The 19,666-nt window shown below is 68.3% G+C and carries 20 protein-coding genes; 6 read left to right on the top strand and 14 right to left on the bottom strand.

The genetic code is table 11. The features are described 5' to 3' along the window. Nucleotides 1-52: 52 nt before the first annotated feature. The 3 genes from C1924_RS19155 to C1924_RS19140 all read right to left on the bottom strand — a co-directional run bounded on the left by C1924_RS19155 (nt 53) and on the right by C1924_RS19140 (nt 3,780). Nucleotides 53-583 (bottom strand): gamma carbonic anhydrase family protein, encoded by a 531-nt coding sequence (locus tag C1924_RS19155; RefSeq protein ID WP_108766731.1) that lies wholly within the window; start codon nt 581-583, stop codon nt 53-55. Between the two features lie 159 nt (nt 584-742). Then, nucleotides 743-2,632 carry a tRNA uridine-5-carboxymethylaminomethyl(34) synthesis enzyme MnmG gene (mnmG, locus tag C1924_RS19150; RefSeq protein WP_108766730.1) on the bottom strand — a complete coding sequence of 630 codons (1,890 nt, stop codon included), beginning with the start codon at nt 2,630-2,632 and terminating at the stop codon, nt 743-745. A gap of 638 nt (nt 2,633-3,270) precedes the next feature. Continuing rightward, nucleotides 3,271-3,780, bottom strand: coding sequence for a hypothetical protein (locus tag C1924_RS19140; protein ID WP_108766729.1), 510 nt, complete (start codon nt 3,778-3,780; stop codon nt 3,271-3,273). Nucleotides 3,781-3,938: 158 nt separating this feature from the next. On the opposite strand from C1924_RS19140, the gene C1924_RS19135 reads away from it, so the two are divergent. Both C1924_RS19135 and C1924_RS19130 read left to right on the top strand, forming a co-directional pair. Then, complete coding sequence (locus C1924_RS19135) at nt 3,939-4,901, top strand: pyridoxal-phosphate dependent enzyme (protein WP_108766728.1); 963 nt, start codon at nt 3,939-3,941, stop codon at nt 4,899-4,901. Beyond that, complete coding sequence (locus C1924_RS19130) at nt 4,886-5,530, top strand: YdcF family protein (protein WP_174209001.1); 645 nt, start codon at nt 4,886-4,888, stop codon at nt 5,528-5,530. Before C1924_RS19135 ends, C1924_RS19130 begins: the two co-directional genes overlap by 16 nt. Before the next feature lie 91 nt (nt 5,531-5,621). On the opposite strand, the gene bioC is transcribed toward C1924_RS19130, so the two are convergent. The 5 genes from bioC to bioB all read right to left on the bottom strand — a co-directional run bounded on the left by bioC (nt 5,622) and on the right by bioB (nt 10,461). Beyond that, nucleotides 5,622-6,506 carry a malonyl-ACP O-methyltransferase BioC gene (gene bioC / locus C1924_RS19125; RefSeq protein ID WP_108766726.1) on the bottom strand — a complete coding sequence of 295 codons (885 nt, stop codon included), beginning with the start codon at nt 6,504-6,506 and terminating at the stop codon, nt 5,622-5,624. Nucleotides 6,507-6,518: 12 nt separating this feature from the next. Next, nucleotides 6,519-7,298 carry an SDR family oxidoreductase gene (locus C1924_RS19120; protein ID WP_108766725.1) on the bottom strand — a complete coding sequence of 260 codons (780 nt, stop codon included), beginning with the start codon at nt 7,296-7,298 and terminating at the stop codon, nt 6,519-6,521. A 29-nt stretch (nt 7,299-7,327) separates the two neighbouring features. Continuing rightward, the gene (gene bioH / locus C1924_RS19115; protein ID WP_108766724.1) at nt 7,328-8,107 is read right to left on the bottom strand and encodes a pimeloyl-ACP methyl ester esterase BioH; all 780 of its coding nucleotides are present in this window, start codon (nt 8,105-8,107) and stop codon (nt 7,328-7,330) included. Nucleotides 8,108-8,126: 19 nt separating this feature from the next. Continuing rightward, on the bottom strand, nt 8,127-9,350 hold the full coding sequence (bioF, locus tag C1924_RS19110; protein WP_108766723.1) for an 8-amino-7-oxononanoate synthase: 1,224 nt from the start codon (nt 9,348-9,350) through the stop codon (nt 8,127-8,129). 67 nt (nt 9,351-9,417) lie between these two features. Continuing rightward, complete coding sequence (gene bioB / locus C1924_RS19105; protein ID WP_108766722.1) at nt 9,418-10,461, bottom strand: biotin synthase BioB; 1,044 nt, start codon at nt 10,459-10,461, stop codon at nt 9,418-9,420. A 141-nt stretch (nt 10,462-10,602) separates the two neighbouring features. On the opposite strand from bioB, the gene C1924_RS19100 reads away from it, so the two are divergent. Then, the gene (locus C1924_RS19100; RefSeq protein ID WP_108766721.1) at nt 10,603-11,148 is read left to right on the top strand and encodes a CbrC family protein; all 546 of its coding nucleotides are present in this window, start codon (nt 10,603-10,605) and stop codon (nt 11,146-11,148) included. A gap of 79 nt (nt 11,149-11,227) precedes the next feature. Here the strand turns inward: C1924_RS19100 and C1924_RS19095 are convergent, their stop codons facing one another. Further along, nucleotides 11,228-11,977: a glucose 1-dehydrogenase gene (locus tag C1924_RS19095; RefSeq protein ID WP_108766720.1), complete on the bottom strand. Its 750-nt coding sequence runs from the start codon at nt 11,975-11,977 to the stop codon at nt 11,228-11,230. Nucleotides 11,978-12,104: 127 nt separating this feature from the next. Between C1924_RS19095 and C1924_RS19090 the strand changes: the two genes are divergently transcribed. After that, entirely contained in the window at nt 12,105-13,016 is a 912-nt protein-coding gene (locus C1924_RS19090) for a LysR family transcriptional regulator (protein WP_108767125.1), read from the top strand. Here the strand turns inward: C1924_RS19090 and C1924_RS19085 are convergent. Both C1924_RS19085 and C1924_RS20400 read right to left on the bottom strand, forming a co-directional pair. Beyond that, nucleotides 13,013-13,597, bottom strand: a complete 585-nt coding sequence (locus C1924_RS19085; protein WP_254051180.1) for a DNA-3-methyladenine glycosylase — start codon at nt 13,595-13,597, stop codon at nt 13,013-13,015. The two genes, C1924_RS19090 and C1924_RS19085, sit on opposite strands and share 4 nt — an antisense overlap. Before the next feature lie 61 nt (nt 13,598-13,658). Further along, nucleotides 13,659-13,817, bottom strand: coding sequence for a hypothetical protein (locus C1924_RS20400; RefSeq protein WP_159094847.1), 159 nt, complete (start codon nt 13,815-13,817; stop codon nt 13,659-13,661). Between the two features lie 159 nt (nt 13,818-13,976). Here C1924_RS20400 and C1924_RS19080 point away from each other — a divergent pair, with 159 nt between their 5' ends. Together C1924_RS19080 and C1924_RS19075 are read left to right on the top strand one after the other, a co-directional pair. Continuing rightward, nucleotides 13,977-14,675: a ComF family protein gene (locus C1924_RS19080; protein ID WP_108766718.1), complete on the top strand. Its 699-nt coding sequence runs from the start codon at nt 13,977-13,979 to the stop codon at nt 14,673-14,675. Nucleotides 14,676-15,019: 344 nt separating this feature from the next. Continuing rightward, the gene (locus tag C1924_RS19075; RefSeq protein WP_108767124.1) at nt 15,020-15,580 is read left to right on the top strand and encodes a DUF308 domain-containing protein; all 561 of its coding nucleotides are present in this window, start codon (nt 15,020-15,022) and stop codon (nt 15,578-15,580) included. Between the two features lie 247 nt (nt 15,581-15,827). Here the strand turns inward: C1924_RS19075 and C1924_RS19070 are convergent, their stop codons facing one another. From C1924_RS19070 to C1924_RS19060, 3 genes are all read right to left on the bottom strand, one after another. Beyond that, entirely contained in the window at nt 15,828-17,606 is a 1,779-nt protein-coding gene (locus C1924_RS19070; RefSeq protein ID WP_108766717.1) for an MFS transporter, read from the bottom strand. 143 nt (nt 17,607-17,749) lie between these two features. Beyond that, nucleotides 17,750-18,877, bottom strand: a complete 1,128-nt coding sequence (gene nagA, locus C1924_RS19065) for an N-acetylglucosamine-6-phosphate deacetylase (RefSeq protein ID WP_108766716.1) — start codon at nt 18,875-18,877, stop codon at nt 17,750-17,752. Next, nucleotides 18,874-19,650 (bottom strand): DeoR family transcriptional regulator, encoded by a 777-nt coding sequence (locus C1924_RS19060; protein WP_108767123.1) that lies wholly within the window; start codon nt 19,648-19,650, stop codon nt 18,874-18,876. Before C1924_RS19060 ends, nagA begins: the two co-directional genes overlap by 4 nt. Between the last annotated feature and the right edge of the window lie 16 nt (nt 19,651-19,666).

The following is a 19,666-nucleotide window of genomic DNA, read 5'->3' as shown; positions in this document are numbered from 1 at the left end:
GGTTCCTGGTCGGGCCCCGACTTTAGCAGAGCACGGTGGCCGGCGACGCGGCTCAGCCCCGGTATTCGTCCTTCAGCCGCACGTAGTGGTCGGCCGAGTAGTGCAGGGACTCGATCTCCTTGTCGCTGAGCGTGCGTGCCGGACGCGCCGGGTTGCCGACCCACAGTTCGCCTTCGCCCACCACCTTGCCCGGCCCGACCACCGCGCCGGCACCGACGAACGCATGGCGCTCGACGCGTGCACCATCGAGGATGCACGCACCCATGCCGATCAGGCTGTAATCGCCGATGGTGCAGGCGTGGATGATGCAGCCATGGCCGACGGTCACGCCTTCGCCGATGAGGGTCGGGTAGCCGGCCTTGTTGTACGGGCTGTGGTGGCTGACGTGGATGATGGTGCCGTCCTGCACGTTGGTGCGGGCGCCGATGCGGACGAAATTGACGTCGCCGCGGATGACCGTGCCCGGCCAGATGGAGACATCGTCGGCCAGTGCCACGTCACCGATGAGCGTGCAGGCCGGGTCGATGTACACGCGCTCGCCGAGGACGGGCATCTTGTCGCGGAAGGGGCGCAGAGGGTTCATCGCTGTCTCCAGGGTGGGGCAATCGCGACGATGATACGCGCTCCGCCGATGGCGGCTCTGCGGGCACCTGATGCGGTGTGTCGACCAAGGTCGACACCTGCCAAGGCGGCGATTGCGGTAGATCCACGCCATGCGTGGATGGCATCTGCGCGATGCGCGTTATGCCACGCGGCCGCGACGGGCACGCTCCAGGTGCACCAGCAGCAGCGAGATCGCCGCCGGGGTCATGCCGGGAATCCGCTGTGCCTGGCCGATGGTCTGCGGGCGCACGCGTTCCAGCTTCTGCAGCACTTCGGCCGACAACCCACGCACCGTGGCGTAGTCGAAGCCCTCGGCAATCGGCGTGGCTTCGTGGCGCTGCTGGCGTTCGATCTCATCGCGCTGGCGGTCCAGGTAGCCGGCGTACTTCACACCGATCTCCACCTGCTCGGCCACCTTGGCATCGGCCACGGCCGGGCCCAGCGACGGCACCTGCATCAGCTGCGCGTAATCCAGTTCCGGGCGCTTGATGAGGTCCAGCACGTTGGTTTCGCGGCTGACCGCCACGCCCAGCGTGTCCTGCACTTCGCGACCCAGCGCATTGGCCGGGGTCGCCCACAGTGCACCCAGGCGTGCGCGCTCGGCAGCCACGGCGGCCTGCTTGGTCTCGAACGCGCGCCAGCGGCGGTCATCCACCAAGCCCATTTCGCGACCGGCCGGGGTGAGGCGCTGGTCGGCGTTGTCCTCGCGCAGCTGCAGGCGGTACTCGGCGCGGCTGGTGAACATGCGGTACGGCTCGTTGGTGCCGTGGGTGATCAGGTCATCCACCAGCACGCCCAGGTAGGCCTCGTCGCGGCGCGGGCACCAGCCGTCCAGCCCACGCACCTGGCGTGCAGCGTTGAGGCCGGCCAGCAGGCCCTGTGCCGCCGCTTCTTCGTAGCCGGTGGTGCCGTTGATCTGACCGGCGAAGAACAGTCCGTTGACCAGCTTGGTTTCCAGTGAGGCCTTCAGCCCGCGCGGATCGAAGAAGTCGTATTCGATGGCGTAGCCAGGACGGGTGATGTGCGCGTTCTGGAAGCCGACGATGCTGCGCACCATCTCCAGCTGTACGTCGAACGGCAGCGAGGTGGAGATGCCGTTGGGGTAGATCTCGACGATGCCCAGGCCTTCGGGCTCGACGAAGATCTGGTGGCTGGCCTTCTCGGCAAAGCGCACCACCTTGTCTTCGATGGACGGGCAGTAGCGCGGGCCGATGCCTTCGATCTGGCCGCTGTACAGCGGCGAGCGGTGCAGCGCATCGCGGATGATCTGGTGGGTCTGTTCGGTGGTGTGGGTGATCCAGCAGCTGACCTGCTGCGGATGCTCGTCCACCGAACCGAGGAAGGACATGACCGGGCGCGGGCTGTCGCCGGGCTGCTCGTCCATCACGCTGTAATCCAGCGAGCGGCCATCGATGCGCGGCGGGGTGCCGGTCTTCAGGCGGTCGACCTGGAACGGACGCTCGCGCAGGCGCGCGGCCAGCGTGGTGGCCGGCGGGTCGCCCATGCGGCCGGCGGCGTACTGGGTCGGGCCGACGTGGATCTTGCCGGCCAGGAAGGTGCCGGCGGTCAGTACCACGGCGGCGGCATCGAAGCGCAGGCCGGTCTGGGTGATGACCCCACGCACGTCGTCGCCCTCGATGACAAGATCATCGACGGCGGCCTGGAACACGGTCAGGTTGGCCTGGCCTTCGACGATGGCGCGGATCGCCATGCGGTAGAGGTTGCGGTCGGCCTGGCAGCGGGTGGCGCGCACGGCCGGGCCCTTGGAGGCGTTCAGCGTGCGCCACTGGATACCGGCGCGGTCGGCCGCATGTGCCATGGCGCCGCCGAGGGCGTCGATTTCCTTGACCATATGGCCCTTGCCGATGCCGCCGATGGCCGGGTTGCAGCTCATCGCGCCCACCGTTTCGATGTTGTGGGTCAACAGCAGGGTGCGCACGCCGGTACGGGCCGCGGCCAGCGCGGCCTCGGTGCCGGCGTGGCCACCGCCGATGACGATGACGTCGTAACGATGGAAGGACTGGGTCATGGGGGCAGGTCAGCAGGGGGACGGGCGCGGCCGGGGGCGGCGCCGGGGTGGCGATTTTAGCGCCATTCGGGGGAGGGCGACGGGCCCGGATCGGGCGCGGGATGAAATCCGCCCTAAAGTTGGCAGGATATTTGCAGATAACCCAATAGCACCCATCGTGGCTGGCGCCGTAGGCGCCGTTACCGGAATTGGAACAGGGGCCGGTACAGGCGCACGGTGGGGAAGCGGGGGGCCGGCAGTCGGGGGACTGTCCGGCCCTGTTTTTTTGGCGCTGCCTGTAGCGCCCATCCACGCATGGCGTGGATCTACTGAAGCCAGGGCCGCCGGCAATCCCAGTAGATCCACGCCATGCGTGGATGCCCTTGCGGGACCATCAAAAACAAACGGCCCCGCATTGCGGGGCCGTCTGCTTTCAGAGGTGCCGACATCCGACAGGGCCGGAACAGGGGGGATCCAGATGTTCCTGTCGGATATCGACGTAGAGCGGTTTGTGACGAGCTCTTAACGTTTTCGTCACTTTGTGACGTGGGCCGTCACCACCCGCGTAGAGTGCGGCCTGAACCGCGTGAAATGCAAGATGGTTCAGGCCTCAACTGTGCGCTGCGTCGCACGATCCGTGTTTCGCAACGGGGAACCATTCATCGTTCCATGTTCCGCCACGGCGAGCCGTTCGACCGCGGTGCGCGCGGCGCGGGTGCCGGACGGGCCTGCGGCGGTGCCGACGGTCGCGCCTGGGGCGCAGACGGCCGGGCTTGTGGCGCAGACGGTCGGGACTGCGGCGGGCGACGCATCGAGTCCATGTTCCGCCACGGCGAGCCGCCATTGTTCTGGCGCGGTGGCGGCGGCGGACGGTTCTCGCCCCCATTGCCCGGACGCGGCGGCGGCGGGCGATGGTTGTGCGGCGGACGGTAGACCGGGCGCGAGTAATACGGGTTGCCGTAGTAGCCATAGCCGTAGCCACCGTAGCCGCCATACCCACCGTAGTAGGGGTAGCCATAGGTGGACGGGTAGCCATACGGATAGCGGTACTCCGTGGTCGGGGCACCGTGGTAGTAACTGCCACCACCGCCGCCACCCACATAGTCGTAGGTGGAACAGCCGGTAAGGGCCAGCAACAGGCCACCGGCAAGCAACAGGCGCGTTTTCATGTGGGTCCCCCCAAGGACGGGTGTAGGGCCAGCTTCAGGCGTGGGCTTTGAATCGCCCCTTAATCGTGCCGGCCCAGGATGAATGGCGGTGAAGGCCTGCATGCTGGCATGGCACAGGGCGTGGCCGCCAGCGTCCGGGCTTACGTTAATCTTGCGTCATGAGCGATTCACTGTTGCCCCGCGCCGAAGATGTCCTGGCCGCCGCCGCGCGGATCGCACCGCATGCCCATGTCACGCCGGTCCTGCGCTCGCACACGCTGGATGCACTGGCCGGGGCGCACCTTTCCTTCAAGGCCGAGCATCTGCAGCGGGGCGGTGCGTTCAAGTTCCGCGGTGCCTGCAATGCGGTGTGGTCGCTGGATGCCCAGGCTGCTGCGGCCGGTGTGGTCACCCATTCGTCCGGCAACCATGGCGCGGCGCTGGCCCTGGCGGCGCGTACGCGCGGCATTCCCTGCCACGTGGTGGTGCCCGAAGGCGCGGTGGCCGCCAAGCTGGCCAACATCGCCCGTCATGGCGCCACGCTGTGGCGCTGCCCGCCCACCATCGCCGACCGTGAGGCCACCTGTGCCCGGGTGCAGGCCGATACCGGCGCGACCCTGGTGCATCCCTATGCCGACCCGGCGGTGATGGCCGGGCAGGGCACTGCAGCGCTCGAACTGCTGCACGCCAACGGCCCGTTTGATGTGCTGGTGGTGCCGGTGGGCGGCGGTGGCCTAGCCAGCGGCACGGCCCTCGCCCTGCAGCACGCCAGCCCGCGGACCCGCCTGGTGCTGGCCGAGCCGGCCGGCGCCGACGACACCGCGCGCTCGCTGGCCGCTGGCCAGCGGCTGACCGATCTCACTCCCGACACGATCTGCGATGGCCTGCGCACCGTCATCGGCGCGCCGAATTTCCAACTGCTGCAGGCGGCCGGCGCCGAGGTGATCGTGGTTGACGATGACGCCACCCGTGCGGCGATGCGCCTGCTGTGGGAGGTGCTGAAGCAGGTGGTGGAACCGTCCTCGGCCACCGTGCTGGCGGCGGTACTGGCCCACCCCGGCCGGTTTGCCGGCCAGCGCGTGGGCCTGGTGCTGTCCGGCGGCAACGTCGATCTGCCGGCGCTGCGCTGGGAGGCGGCGTGAGCCGCGGCCGTCATCGCGCGCACACCGGCCCGCTGGGCTGGCTGTGGCGTCTTTTCGTGCTGGTGCTGGTGTGGCTGCTGGGCGTGACCGCCTGGATCGTCTGGGTGGGCGAGCGCGACCAGGCCGCCAAGGCCGATGCGATCATCGTGCTGGGCGCGGCGGCCTACGACGCCAAGCCTTCACCAGTGTTTGAAGAGCGCATCCGCCATGGCCTGGACCTGTACCAGGCCGGCTATGCGCCCTTGCTGATCTTCACCGGTGGCTACGGCGGTGCGGGCGCGCGTTTTTCCGAATCGCAGGTAGCGCGGCGCTATGCGCTGAAGCATGGGGTGCCCGATGACGCGATCCTGATCGAGACCGCCTCGCGCAACACCGTGCAGAATCTGGTGGAAGCCAAACGGCTGATGGAGCAGCGCAAGCTGCATACGGTCATCATCGTCAGCGACCCGTTGCACATGGCCCGCGCGCTGCGCCTGAGCCAGGCGCTGGGCATCGATGCGCTGGCCTCGTCCACACCCAGCACGCGCTTCCGCAGCTTCCATACCAGCTGGCGTTTCCTGGTGCAGGAAATCTATTTCTTCCACCGCGACCTGGTGCGTCCGCCGCTGAGTTCGCCGGCCAACACCTGAGCGCTTGTCATCGGTAGCGCCGGCCGCTGGCCGGCAGCAGATCGCCATGGAATTCTGAGGTTGCCGGCCAGCGGCCGGCACTACCGGAGGGTCACGTCTGCTTGCGGCGGATCGGGATGGCCGACACCGGCACCGAGGCGATGTCGTGGCCGCCTTCGCGGATCGGTGCGCCCGGGTCGGGTGCCCAGGCATGGGCATAGATCACTTCCCAGCTGCTGGGCAGCTTGCCGTCGGCACGACGCATCGGCTCATACGCGGCGGCGGCGGCGGCAAAACGGCCGCGTCCGGTCAGCGTATGGCGGCGATCCACGCGTGCGTTGGTCGCGCCCATCGCACGCAGCTCGCGCATCAGCGCGGGCAGATCGTCGTAGGTCAGGGTGAACAGGTCACGGTCCAGCACGGGATCGCGGAAGCCGGCCATCATCAGCGCATCGCCGAACTGGGCGATCTGCGCGAAGCGACTGACATGCGGGCGGTCATCGGCCGCCGCGAACGCTTCGTTCAACTCGATCAGGGTTTCCGGGCCGAAGGTGGAACACAACAACAGGCCACCGGGCTTGAGCACGCGGCGGAAACCGGCGAACACCGCCGGCAGGTCGTCCAGCCACTGCAGGCACAGGTTGCTGAAGATCACATCGACGCTGTTGTCAGCCAGCGGCAGCGCGGCGGCGTCACCGCACAGGCGCTGGAACGGCTTCCACCAGCCAGCCTGGCGCTTGGCCTGGTCCAGCATCGGCAGCGCGACGTCCATCGCGATCACCTGCGCCTTCGGCCAGCGCTTCTTCATCAACGCGCTGGCGTGGCCGGTGCCGGCACCGATGTCCAGCACCACCTCGGGCCTGCGCGCTTCCAGGTAGTCCAGCGATTCGATCAGCCGCGACTGCACCTCGCGCTGCAGGGCCGCGGCGGCGTCATAGCTGTTGGCGGCGCGGGCGAACGCGCGGCGGACATGGCGGGCATCGAAGTGGGACGGCATTGCGTAAGTCTCTTAGAACGTACCGGGGTAGGCGCCGCCGTCGATCAGCAGGTTCTGCCCGGTGAGGTAACCGGCCTGTGCGCTGCACAGGAAGGCGCAGGTGGCGCCGAATTCGTCCGGCGTGCCGAAGCGGCCGGCGGGAATCTGCTGGCGGCGGCGGTCGGCCACGGCCTGCACATCGCCGTCCTGGCCCGCAGCGTGGGCGAAGTTGGCGCGCAGGCGGTCGGTGTCGAACTGGCCGGGCAGCAGGTTGTTGATCGTGACGTTGTGGCCGACCGTGCGCCGTGCCAGGCCGGCGACGAAGCCGGTGAGGCCGCTGCGTGCGCCGTTGGACAGCGCCAGCGTATCGATCGGTGCCTTCACCGACGACGAGGTGATGTTGACGATACGGCCGAAACCACGCGCGATCATCGCGTCCACCGTGGCACGGATCAGCGCGATGGGCGCCAGCATGTTGGCATCCAGCGCGGCGATCCAGTCGTCGCGCTCGAAGGTGCGGAAGTCACCCGGCGGCGGGCCACCGGCATTGGTCACCAGGATGTCGACCTGCGGGCAGGCGGCCAATGCCTGCGTACGGCCGGCCTCGGTGGTGACATCGGCGGCTACGGTACGCACCTCGGCGGCGCCGGGCAGGGCGCGCAGTGCCTCCGCGGCGGCCTGCAGCGCAGCGTCCCCACGGGCCACGATCACCACGTTCACCCCTTCCTGCACCAGTGCGCGCGCGCAGCCCAGGCCCAGGCCCTTGCTTGCGCCGCAGACCAGTGCCCAGCGGCCGGAAATACCCAGATCCATGCGTCAACCCTGCCGAATGCGGAAAGTGCTCATTGTCCGCCATCGGCCGGTGACAGGCCGGCAACGAAGTGTTGCAGGGCGGCGGCCACCTCATCAGCGTGGCCGAGGAAGGGGGCATGCCCGCCATGGGCGATGGTCAGCGCCTGCGCGCCCGGGGCCAGTGCGGCGGCCGCCCGCATCGCGGCGGGCGACACCAGGCGGTCGCGCTGGCCGGCAATCCACAGGCTGGGTCTGCCAAGCGTGGGCAGGGCGCCGCGCAGGTCGGTGCCTTCCAGCAGGCGCAGGCCTTCCAGCAGGGCACGTTCGCTGGGCGCACCGCGCTCGACCAGGCGCTGGCGCAGGGTGCGCAGCTCCTCGCGGGCATGCGCCGAACCCATCACGTCCAGCGCCAGGAAGCGCTCCAACGTGCCGCCGAAGTCGCTGGCCAGGTCGCGCCCGAACTGCTCGAACACCGACGGTTCCACCGCGTGCGGCCAGTCGTCGCCCCGCACGAAGCGCGGCGTGGCGGCGATCATCGCCAGCCCGCGCACCTTTGGCACGGTAGCCGCCGCGTGCAGCGCGAACAGGCCACCCAGCGACCAGCCGCACCACACCGCCGGCGGCGTGGCTGCGGCAATGGCGTTGACCACATGCGGCAGGCGCAGCGGCGTGCTGTCGTCGCGGCTGTGGCCATGGCCGGGCAGGTCGACCCGATGCAGGGTGAAACGATCCGCCAGGCGCTGCACCAGCGGGGCGAACACGCCGCCCTGCAGGGCCCAGCCGTGGATCAGAACCAGGTCCGGCCCGGTGCCGGTGACATCGATATGCATGGGGTACGACGCGCGCGGGTCAGGCCAGCGCGGGCAGCGCGGGTGGCAGCACGTCGTGCGGCGCCGTGGCGGTGCGGTCGCGTGCCTTGGCGATGGCTTCGACCAGTTCACGCACCTGCTCGGGCGTATGCAGTGCCGACAGGGTAACGCGCAGGCGCGCCTTGCCTTCGGGCACGGTGGGCGGCCGGATGGCGCCGACCAGCCAGCCGGCCTGCTCCAGCGCCTGCGACATCGCCACGGCGGTGTGGTCATCGCCACACAGCAGCGGCTGGATTGGGGTTTCCGAGGCCATCAGGTCCAGGCCATGGCGGCGCGCTTCGCCGCGGAACAGGGCGATCAGTTCGGCCAACTTGGCCCGGCGCCAGTGGTCGCGGCGGGCCAGCCGCACCGCTTCCAGGGCGGAGGCGGCCAGTGCCGGTGGCAGGGCCGTGGTGTAGATGTAGGGTCGCGCGGTTTCGGCCAGGTGCTCGACCAGATCCTCGCGGCCCAGCACCAGTGCGCCGGAACTGCCCAACGCCTTGCCCAAGGTGACCAGCTGCAGCGGCACGTCGTCCACGCCCAGGCCGGCAGTGGCGACGGCACCACGGCCATCGCCAAGCACACCGACACCATGGGCATCGTCCACGTAGAACAGCGCCTGCTGCAGGCGCGCCACCAAAGACAATGCGCGCAGCGGCGCAACATCGCCGTCCATGCTGAAGACACCATCGGTGGCCAGCATCGCCGCGCCATCGGGCGCATGCTTGAGCTGGCGCATCGCACCTTCCGGATCCAGGTGCGGGTAACGGCGCAGGCGGGCACCGGCCAGCCGGGTGGCGTCGAGCAGGCTGGCGTGGTTGAGCTTGTCCTGCACGCAGACGTCGTTCTCTTCGCTCAGCAGCGCCTGCTGCACCGCCAGGTTGGCGGCAAAGCCGCTGCCGAACAGCAGGGCGCGCGGGTAGCCAAGCCACTCGGCCACTTCGCGTTCCAGCGCGTCGTGCAGCGCATGGTGCCCGCAGACCAGATGCGAGGCGCCAGCGCCGGCGCCCTCGCGCGCGGCGGCATCCTGCAGCGCGTTGACCACGCTGAACTGCTGGGCCAGGCCCAGATAGTCATTGCTGCAGAACCCGGTCAGCCAGCGCCCGTCCACTTCCAGACGCACACCATCACGGCGGGTGACCGTGCGCCGCGGGCGGCGACGGCCTTGTGCATCGCGCAACGCGCGCTGGGCTTGGAGGCGGGCAGTCAGGTCGGGGCGGGCCATGGTGGCTACAGGCGACGACGGGGCGGCTAGGGTAGCGCGTTGCCGCCGCGCCCGCTCGGCCCCCCGCTCAGGCCGCGTGGGCGCAGCCGCAACCGGAGACATGGGTGCTGATATCGGCATGCACGGTGGCGCCGTGGTCGTGGCCTTCGGCGTCCACCCGCACTGCCATCGGCTGCAGGCCCAGGCGCGCGAACAGGGCCAGGTCGCGTTCGCTTTCCGGGTTGCCGGTAGTCAGCAGCTTTTCACCGTAGAAGATCGAGTTGGCGCCGGCCAGGAAGCACAGCGCCTGCAGCTCATCACTCATGGCTTCGCGACCGGCTGACAGGCGCACCATCGAACGCGGCATGGCGATGCGTGCTACCGCGATCATGCGCACGAACTCGAACGGGTCCAGCTCCGCGCTGCCATGCAGGGGCGTACCGGCCACCTGCACCAGCTTGTTGATCGGTACCGAATCGGGGTGCGCCGGCAACGTCGCCAGCGCCAGCAGCAGGCCGATACGCTGCGCGCGTGTTTCACCCATGCCGACAATGCCACCGCAGCAGGTCTTCAGCCCGGCATCGCGCACATGGCCCAGCGTGTCCAGGCGGTCCTGGTACTGGCGGGTGTGGATGATCGAATCGTAGTAGTCCGGTGCGGTGTCCAGGTTGTGGTTGTAGTAGTCCAGCCCGGCATCCTTCAACGCGCGGGCCTGCTCGCCACTGAGCATGCCCAGGGTGGCGCAGGTTTCCAGGCCCAAGGCCTTCACCCCGGCGATCATCGCGGCCACCTTGGGAATGTCGCGGTCCTTCGGCGAACGCCACGCCGCGCCCATGCAGAAGCGCGATGCGCCAGCGGCCTTGGCCTGGCGCGCCTTGGCCAGCACCGCCTCGGTATCCATCAGCTTCTGCGCGTTCACCCCCGTGTTGTAGCGCTGCGCCTGCGGGCAGTACGCGCAGTCCTCCGGGCAGCCGCCGGTCTTCACCGACAGCAGGGTGGAGACCTGTACCTGGGTTGGATCGAAGTGCACGCGATGCACGCTGGCGGCGCGGAACAGCAGCTCCGGCAAGGGCAGGTCGAACAGCGCCTGCAGTTCATCGTGCTGCCAGTCGTGGCGGATGGCGGACGCCATGGCGGGACCCTGGGGAGTTGGAGCGAGGGCGGCAGTGTGGGAGTCCAGCCAATCGCTGTCAACCTTAATGATTGAGTTGAGGTTTACAGTGGTCCAAGGCTGCGCAACGCTAGACTCGGGGTCCGCAACAAAGGAACTGCCATGGATCTGCCCCGCTTCACCTACCACCCGGACCCCATCGCCACCGGCAGCGTGATCGCTGCTGATACGGCCTGCGTGTGCTGCGCGGAGGCGCGCGGCTACGTCTATACGGGGCCGGTCTATGCCGAAGAGGAGTACGAGCAGGAGATCTGCCCCTGGTGCATCGCCGATGGCTCTGCACATGAGCGACTCGGTGCCACCTTCAGCGATGAGGAAGGCGTGGGTGGGGGCGGCGAGTGGGATGAGGTCGACGAAGACATCATCGACGAGATCGCGCAGCGCACCCCCGGCTTCAGCGGCTGGCAGCAGGAACAGTGGTGGACGCACTGCGGTGATGCCGCGCAGTTCATCGGCCGCGCCGGTCGCGCTGAACTGGAAGCCCACGGCGAGCAGGCCGTAGTGGCCATCCAGGACAGCACCGGGCTGGAGGATGGACCGCAGTGGCAGCACTTCCTGGCCGCATTGGACAAGGACGGATCACCGACGGCTTATCTGTTCCGCTGCAGGCACTGCGGTGCAGTGGGCGGTTACCAGGACTGCGACTGACCAAGGTGGGTACACCTGCCGGGCTGCCCGGCAGGTGCTTCGATTGAGAACTTCGCGGCTTATGTCCGCACGGCTGGCATCACACCTGGGCCATGCCGCCGTCGACGAAGAACTCGATGCCGTTGACGAAGCTGGCCGCATCCGAGGCCAGGAAGGCCACCGCGTTGGCTATTTCCTGCGGTTCGCCGAGGCGGGCCAGCGGCACCTGCGCGGCGAGGTGATCGAACAGGCCCTGGCGCGCTTCATCAGGGACCAGATCGCCCAGGCCCGGCGTGCGGATCGGGCCGGGGCTGACCACGTTCACCCGGATGCGGCGCTCCTTCAGGTCCAGCGCCCACGAGCGCGCGAAGTTGCGCACGGCGGCCTTGCTGGCGCTGTATACGCTGAAGTTGGCCGTGCCCTGGATCGAGACCGTCGAGCCGGTGAGGATGACCGAGGCGCCATCAACCAGCAGCGGCAGCGCCTTCTGCACGGTGAACAGCACGCCGCGCACATTGGTGGCGAAGATGCGGTCGAAGTGTTCTTCGGTGATGGCACCCAGCGGCAGCATGTCACCGCCGCCGGCATTGGCGAACAGGATGTCCAGGCGGCCGGCCTGGCGGGCGATCTGCGCGTAGACCGCGTCCAGGTCGCTGGGCTGCGCGGCATCGGCGCGGATGCCGGTGGCCTGCGCGCCGATGGCGGCGACGGCAGCGTCCAGTTCCGGCTGGCGACGGCCGGTGATGAAGACCTTGGCGCCGAGGTTGGCCAGGTGCTGCGCGGTGGCCAGGCCGATGCCGGTGGTGCCGCCGGTGACGAGGGCGATCTTGCCGTTGAAATCAGTGCTCATGGTGTTCTCCTGTAAGGGCTGCCGGGGACGGGGTGGCAGCGGGTGGGAGAAATGATGGGCGGCGGCGCGTTGGCGATAAATAATGCGCAATGACAATGACTGTGCATACATGTGCATAATCAACAGCATGAACCAGCTCCACGCCATCCGTGCTTTCGCCCGTGTCGTCGAGGCGGGCAGCTTCACCCGTGCCGCCGATTCGCTGGACATGCCGACCACCTCGCTGAGCAAGCTGGTGCGCGAGCTGGAAGCTCACCTGGGCGTGCGGCTGCTGCAGCGGACCACGCGGCGCGTGGCGGTCACCGCCGAAGGCCAGGCCTACTACGAAAAAGCCGGTCGCCTGCTGCGCGACCTGGAAGACGTCGATGCCTCCTTCAGCGCCGCACGCGGGACGCCGCGCGGCCTGCTTCGCGTGGATATCGGCGGCTCCACCGCGCGCGATGTGCTTATTCCCGTGCTGCCCGACTTCATGGCCCGCTACCCGGACATACGCATCGAACTGGGCGTGTCCGACCGCACGGTGAACCTGATCAGCGAGAACGTGGACTGCGTGATCCGCGGCGGCGCGCTGGATGATTCCTCGCTGGTGGCACGCCACCTGGGCAATGCGCATCTGATCACCTGTGCCAGCCCGCGTTACCTGAAGGCGCATGGTGTGCCGGCCTATCCCGAAGAGCTGCGCAACGGCCATCGACTGGTCAGCTATCTGTTGCCGTCGAACGGCCGCGCCGTACCGTTCCGCTTTCGCGGCGAAGACGGCGCGTTCGAGATCAAGGCCGAGCACCGCATCGGCATCAATGAAAGCAACGCACATCTGGCGGCGGCCATCGCCGGCATGGGCCTGGTGCAGACTTTCAGCTACGCCGCAGGTGCTGCGCTGCGCAGCAAGGCGCTGGTGGAGGTCCTGCAACCGTGGCGGCCGGCGCCGTACCCGTTCCATGTGGTGTACCCGAACAACCGCCATGTGACGCCGCGGCTGCGGGTGTTCATTGACTGGCTGGGCGAGGTGCTGCCGCCGTTGCTGGCGGGTGCGGCCTAGCGTCTGCGCGGCCCCACCGACACATGCGGATGGTCCGGCACATGCCATCGCCATGGGAAATCGATTGCGCGGCTGATGCCGATGCGTGGCCCGACCACGGGTGATTCCGGCGGCAGCGTGCCATCACAGACGATGACGATGCCACGGTCAGCGGCCACCAGATCGGCTCCATCCAGATCGCGGGTGATGCCGAACGCCTGGGACAGCTTGCCGGGGCCGCTGGCCAGATCGCGTTCGCGCCTGGCGGCAGGCCGTGCCGCCTGCATGGCGCCCACCCCGGCGACTGGTTCGGCCGCCCGCAGCAGCACGCCCACCCCTTCGCCAACCTCGCCACAGACCGCGTTGCTGCCCCAGTGCATGCCGTAGGTGAAATACACATACAGGTGGCCGGCTTCGCCGAACATGGTGGCATTGCGGGCGGTCTGCCCCCGGTAGGAATGCGCGGCGGGGTCCTCGCTGCCTGCGTACGCCTCCACTTCCACGATGCGCGCGGCGCGACCGTCATCGCGCACGATCAGCTTGTTCAGCAGCGCGGGTGCGACCGCCGTGGGGTGGCGGCGATAGAAGTCGCGAGGCAGCACGTTCCAGTGATCCGGCAGCCAGGCCGGTACGACGGGTGCGCGAGGGGCGGATGCTGGCACGTCAGGGTTTGTCCTGCTCCTGCTGCATCCGGTCCGCCTCTTTCTGCAGGCCGGGGTCGTGGGTTTCGCCGTACTTCATGTACAGAACGAGGCTGGGCACGGCCATGGCGAGTGCCCCGATCACCAGGACAAGGATGATGATTCTGGTCCGCTTGTTCATACGCGATCCGCAACTCCGGCATGTGGCGGGCACAGCGTAGGCGGGCCGATGTGCATTCCCTGTGTCTTTACCACGGTCTGCGCTGGACAGCCTGCACCTACCCGCCGACGCGCTGAAGCCTGATGCCATCCGGCGAACGCAGCGCACACAGTTGCGGGCATGCCGATACAGGGAATCCGGAACGCACTGGCTCGCACCGCTTCAGCGGCCCTGCAGGTGCTGCTGCCGCTGCGCTGTCTGGTCTGCGATGACCCCGGCCACGATGGCCTGGATCTGTGTGCCGCCTGCCTGGCGGATCTTCCCTGGTCCGGGCGTGCATGCCTGCGCTGTGCACTGCCATTGCCGGACAGCGCGCTGCCGGTCTGTGGCACCTGCCGCGAGGAACCACCACCGCAGGCCGCCACCCATGCCAGCCTGTTGTACCTGCCGCCGGTTGACCAGTTGCTGGTGCGCTACAAGTTCCACCAGGACCTGGCGGCCGGACGGCTGCTGGCGCAGTTGATGCAGCGGCAGCCGCCGCCATGGGCCTGCCCGCTGCTGGTACCGGTGCCGTTGCATCCGCGCCGGCTGCGGCAACGCGGCTACGACCAGGCCGGTGAACTGTGCCGTCTGCTGCGGCAGCCGGTGTGGCGCGGCCTGTACCGCCGCCGGCACACCGCACCGCAGTCGGAGCGCAGCGCTGAACAACGCCGCGACAACCTGTTCGATGCCTTCGATGTGCGTGGTGCGGTACCGCCGCGACTGACCGTGGTGGACGACGTGATGACCACCGGCAGCACGGTGATGGAAGTGGCGGAGACGCTGCGCTTGGTGGGGGCAAGCGAAGTGCGCGTGTGGGTGTGCGCGCGGGTGCCGTGAGCGTGCCGCAGACGGCGTGGCGATGGATGCCGGTAGAGCCGACTGGGTAGAGTCGACGGTTGGTCGACCACCGTCCGCAGGACGGGGTTTTTCGCCATCCGAAGGGAGAGCAGTCGACTAACAGTCGACTCTACCGACAGTCGACTCTACCGACAGTCGACTCTACCGACAGTCGACTCTACCGACAGTCGACTCTACCGACAGTCGACTCTACCCAGTCGAGTTATCCGGCCGATTCACCCCGTTGGCGCGTGATGCCGAGAGGTCTGCGCGCAGGTGTCGTGATGGAGTCGTCATCGGCGCTGGCGCTAGGATGGGGTGTGAACCTGATCGAAGGAGTGGTCATGCTGTCTCCCGAATCGCCCCGCTCACCGCTGTTGTCCGCCATTGGCCGCAGCTGGCCGATCCTGTTGCTGTACGGCGTTGCCGCGCTGGGCTTCGGCATCACCGCAATCGGCTGGCCGATGGCCGCAGCCACTGCGCTGGCCTGGGTGCTGGGCCTGCTGGCCATTGCCGAGGGGGTCATCAGCCTGCTGGCGCTCATCAGCGGTGGCAGTGGTGCGCCCCGTGGCTGGTTGCTGCTGTACGCGGTGGCCTCGCTGGGCTTTGGCGCGGTGGCGGTGATCAACCCGCTGGCCACCGCCAGTGTGCTGGTGCTGTTGCTGGCGGCTTGGCTGCTGGTGGCGGGTATCTATCGCATCGTGTTCGCTCTGCGCGTGCGCCGGCATATCCGCGGCGAATGGGTGCTGATACTCAGCGGTGTGCTGGCCATCGTGCTGGGCCTGCTGTTTGCGGCCAACCCGCTGGCGGGCGTGGCAGTGACCACGCTGTGGATGGGTATCGGCAGCCTGGTGTACGGGGTGCTGCAGATCGTAGTGGCGCTCAAGTTGAGGAAGCTGGTGTGAGGGGCGCGGTTTCGTTGTTGCTGGCTGCGGCGCTGGGCTTGACCGCATGCATGCCGGGCGCAACCGTTGATGCGCCGCCGGGCAGGCAGCATGCACCGCGTCGGAAAATCACATCACCGGCGAATGACCGCGTCGACCGGTAGAGTCGACTGTCAGTCGACTGCCTTTTGCCCAGCCGCCAGCGACGCCGCGCTTCGCGCCAGTCGACTGACCGTAGTCGACTAACAGTCGACTCTACCGGTCGGCTCTACCGGGCGAAGCGCGCTTCGATCTCTTCCAGCGATTTGCCCTTGGTTTCCGGCAGCCACAGCGCGGCCACCAGGAAGAACACGAAGGTGCAGCCGGCCCAGAAAAGGAACATGCTGGCATAGCCGTAGTGCCCCACCGTGGGCAGGAACAGGGCGGCGATGGTGGTGGACACGAACTGGTTGATGAGCAGGGCGATGCTCATGCCATTGGAGCGGATGCGGTTGGGCATCAGTTCCGACAGCGCCAGCCACACGCACACGCCGGGGCCGACTGCGAAGAAGGCCACGAATACGAGGATGCAAGCGGCGACGGCCCAGCCGTGCGCGGGTGGCGGCACCGGGCCGATGCGTGCCTGTTCAATGCGCAGCGGGGCCTGCGCGGCGCTGGCCGGGTCGGCGAAGGGGTTCAGGTGCAGGTGGCGGAAGAAGGCGCCGATCACGCTGTCCGGCTGCACGGTGCCGGCACGCTCGATGCGCAGTTCGCGATCGCCGGGGTTGTCGCTGCGCAACGCGCGCACGTTGGTGAAATCGCCGTAGGCGTAGGACACGGTCAGTTGCAGCGGCCGCCCTTCGCGGTCGATGCCCGCACCCAACTGCTGCCACTGCGTGTCATCCAGCACGAGCTGCAGGCCATCACCACTGACCGCAGCCTGCAGCTGCGGCTGCACATCGGCACGGCCGCGCTCGGCCTGGAAAAACAGGGTGGCGGCGGCCAGCAGCGCCACGCAGATGCCACCACTGCCCAGCATCAGCAGGAACTTGCGGCCCTTGCGGTCGACCAGCAGCAGGGCGGCTACGGTCATCAGCGCATTGAGCAGCTTGATGGCCACATCGGCGCCGTTGGCCACCGAGCCCGACAGGCCGGCCTGGTTGAGAATGTTCACCGCATAGGCCAGCACGGAGTTGATGCCGGTGGCCTGGGTGCAGGCCAGCACCACGCAGGCCAGCAGGAAGGGCTTCACGTAGCGTCGGCTGAGCAGGGGCTCACGCTTGCCGTCGGCGCTGTGGGTATCCGGTGCCTGGATCTGGGCCAGCGTGGCCTCCACCTGGTCGGCGGCCAGCACGCGCTGCAGGCTGCGCCGCGCGTCGTCCAGCCGCCCACGCCGTACCAGCCAGCGTGGGGATTCAGACAGCCAGAACAGGCCCACGCAGAACACGATGCCCGGCGTCAGGCAGCTCCAGAAGATGGTGCGCCAGGCATGGTCCTTGGCCACAAACAGTGCCTGCGCCTGCTGTGCGTCGGGCAGGTGTCGGGTCGCTTCGGTGGCCGCATCCACCGCATGGGCCTGGTACAGGCCGATCAGCGCCGCCAACACCAGGCCAATGGTCAGCAGCAACTGGAACATGGCCGCGCCACGGCCGCGCCGTTCCGGGCTGAGCACTTCTGCCAGATACAGCGGCACCACCACGCCGATCAGGCCGCCGCTGATGCCCTGCAGCAGGCGGCCGAGCAGCAGCGGCGTGTAGCCCGAGGCCAGCGCCATGATCGGGATGGAGGCGGTGAACAGCACGCCGGCCAGCAGCATGGCGCCGCGGCGGCCGATCAGATCAGCCACCAAACCGGCGAACAGCGAGGACAGCACGCTGCCCAGCAGTACTGCGGCCACCACGAAGCCGAGCTGCTGGCTGGTGAGGTGCCACGCCTGGCTGGCGGTGGCTTCCAGATAGGGCAGGGCGCCGGCGATGATGCCGATGTCGATGCCGTACAGCAGGCCGCCCAGGCCCCCAATGAACAGCAGATAGCGTACGGGCCAGCGCGGAGCGGTGCGTGCAGTCATCGACAGGTTTCCTGTGCGGCGTATTGGTGCGGATCGCTTTGGTAGAGTCGAGCTTGCTCGACTGGCTTCGATCCGTAGAGTCGAGCTTGCTCGACTGACCAGGCAGAGCAGTCGAGCAAGCTCGACTCTACAAAAGCAGGGCGTCAGGCGTTTCCGGCGTTCAGATCAACCACACGCCCACCCACCACTACCTGCTGCAGGCGCAGGCTGGCGTCGAGTACCACCAGGTCGGCGCAGGCGTCGGGCGCGATGCGGCCGCGATCGTCCAGGCCCAGGTAGTCGGCGGGGTATGTGGAAACACGCTGCGAGGCATCGGCCAGGTCCAGGCCCACCTGCACCAGGTTGCGCAGTGCCTGGTCCATGGTCAGTGCGCTGCCGGCCAGCGAACCGGTGGCCAGGCGCACGCAGCCGCCGCACTTGTGTACGCGCTGCTCGCCCAGTGCGTATTCGCCATCGGGCATGCCGGTGGCGGCGGTAGCATCGGTCACCGCGTACAGACGCGGAATCGCGCGCGCGGCCAAGCGGATCACACCGGGATGGATGTGCTGCAGGTCGGGAATGATTTCCGCGTACTGCGCATGCGCCAGCGCGGCGGCGGCAATACCCGGGCGGTAGTGGTCCACGCCGGTCATGCCATTGAACAGATGGGTAAAGCCGGAGGCACCGGCCTGCAGCGCGGCCACGCCTTCTTCGTAGGTGCCGGCGCTGTGGCCCAGCTGCACCCGGATGCCCATCGCCGACAACGCAGGAATCAGCGCCGTGTGCTCGCCGATCTCCGGCGCCAGCGTCATCACCCGGATCGGCGCCAGCGCGTGCAGTTGCTGCACCAGCGCCAGCGTCGCCTCGATGGTGCGGTTGGGCTGCGCGCCCAGCCGCTGTGGGCTGATGAAAGGGCCTTCAAGATGCACGCCGGCAATACGCGCGGCCTCGGTATCGGGGCTGGCCATCGCGGCGGCCACGCCCTGCAGCGCGTGTTCGATCTCGTCCAGGCCGGCGGTCATGGTGGTCGCCAGCAGGGTCGTGGTACCGAACCGCAGATGGGTGCGGGCGATGGTGCGGGCCACGTCGCCCCCCTGCATCAGATCCACACCGGCGGCGCCATGCACGTGCAGATCGATGAAGCCGGGCAGGATCACCGGCAGCTGCAGATCATCAGCACCGCTGTGGTCATCCACCTGCAGCTGGCGGATGTGCGAATCGAAATGGACCTGGCCACGGCGCCAGCCCAGCGGGGTGAGGATGCGGCCGTGCAGGCGGCGGAGATCGGTCATGGCGGTGTCTCGGCGATGATCACCTCGATGCCCAGCCGCTGCAGGCCCTCGCGGGTCGCATCGTCAATGCCGGCGTCGGTGATGATGGCGTGGATCTGGTCGAGGCGGGCGATGCGGTGCAGGCTGACGCGGCCGAACTTGGAGGCGTCGGTGAGCACCACGATGCGGCGCGCGCGTTCGACCATGCGGTGGTTGAGGCGGGCTTCGGCTTCGTCGTGGGTGGTCAGGCCGAACTGCAGATCCAGGCCATCCACGCCCAGGAACAGGGTGTCGAAGCTGTAGGAGTTGAGGCTGGCCTCGGCCTGGCTGCCCTGCAGCGAAAGCGATTGCTGGCGCAGCAGGCCGCCGGTCAGCAGCACGTTGATGCCGGGTGCGTTGGCCAGTTCCCAGGCGATGTTCAGGCCGTTGGTCATCACCGTCACGTCGCGGTGGCCGCGCAGGTGGCGGGCCAGGGTCATGGTGGTCGAGCCGGAGTCGATGATGATGTTGTCGCCGGCCTGTACCAGCCGCGCGGCGGCCGTACCGATGGATTCCTTCAGGGGCAGGTTCAGCGCGTCCTTCTCGTGGATGTCCTGTTCCTGCGGCGGCGTGCGCACCAGGGTGGCGCCGCCGTGGGTACGGGTGGCCAGGCCCTGCGACTCGAAGTGGGTCAGGTCGGCACGGATGGTGACCGCCGACACGCCGTAGCGCTCGACCAGATCGGCCACCTGCACCGCGCCCTGCTCGATCAGCAGTTGCAGGATCTGTTGCCGGCGGGAGCGGGTGTTGCGCATGGCCATCTCTCGGTTT

The organism is Stenotrophomonas sp. ESTM1D_MKCIP4_1, assembly GCF_003086895.1.
GTDB lineage: Bacteria > Pseudomonadota > Gammaproteobacteria > Xanthomonadales > Xanthomonadaceae > Stenotrophomonas.
This window is presented reverse-complemented; position numbering and strand designations above follow the sequence as displayed.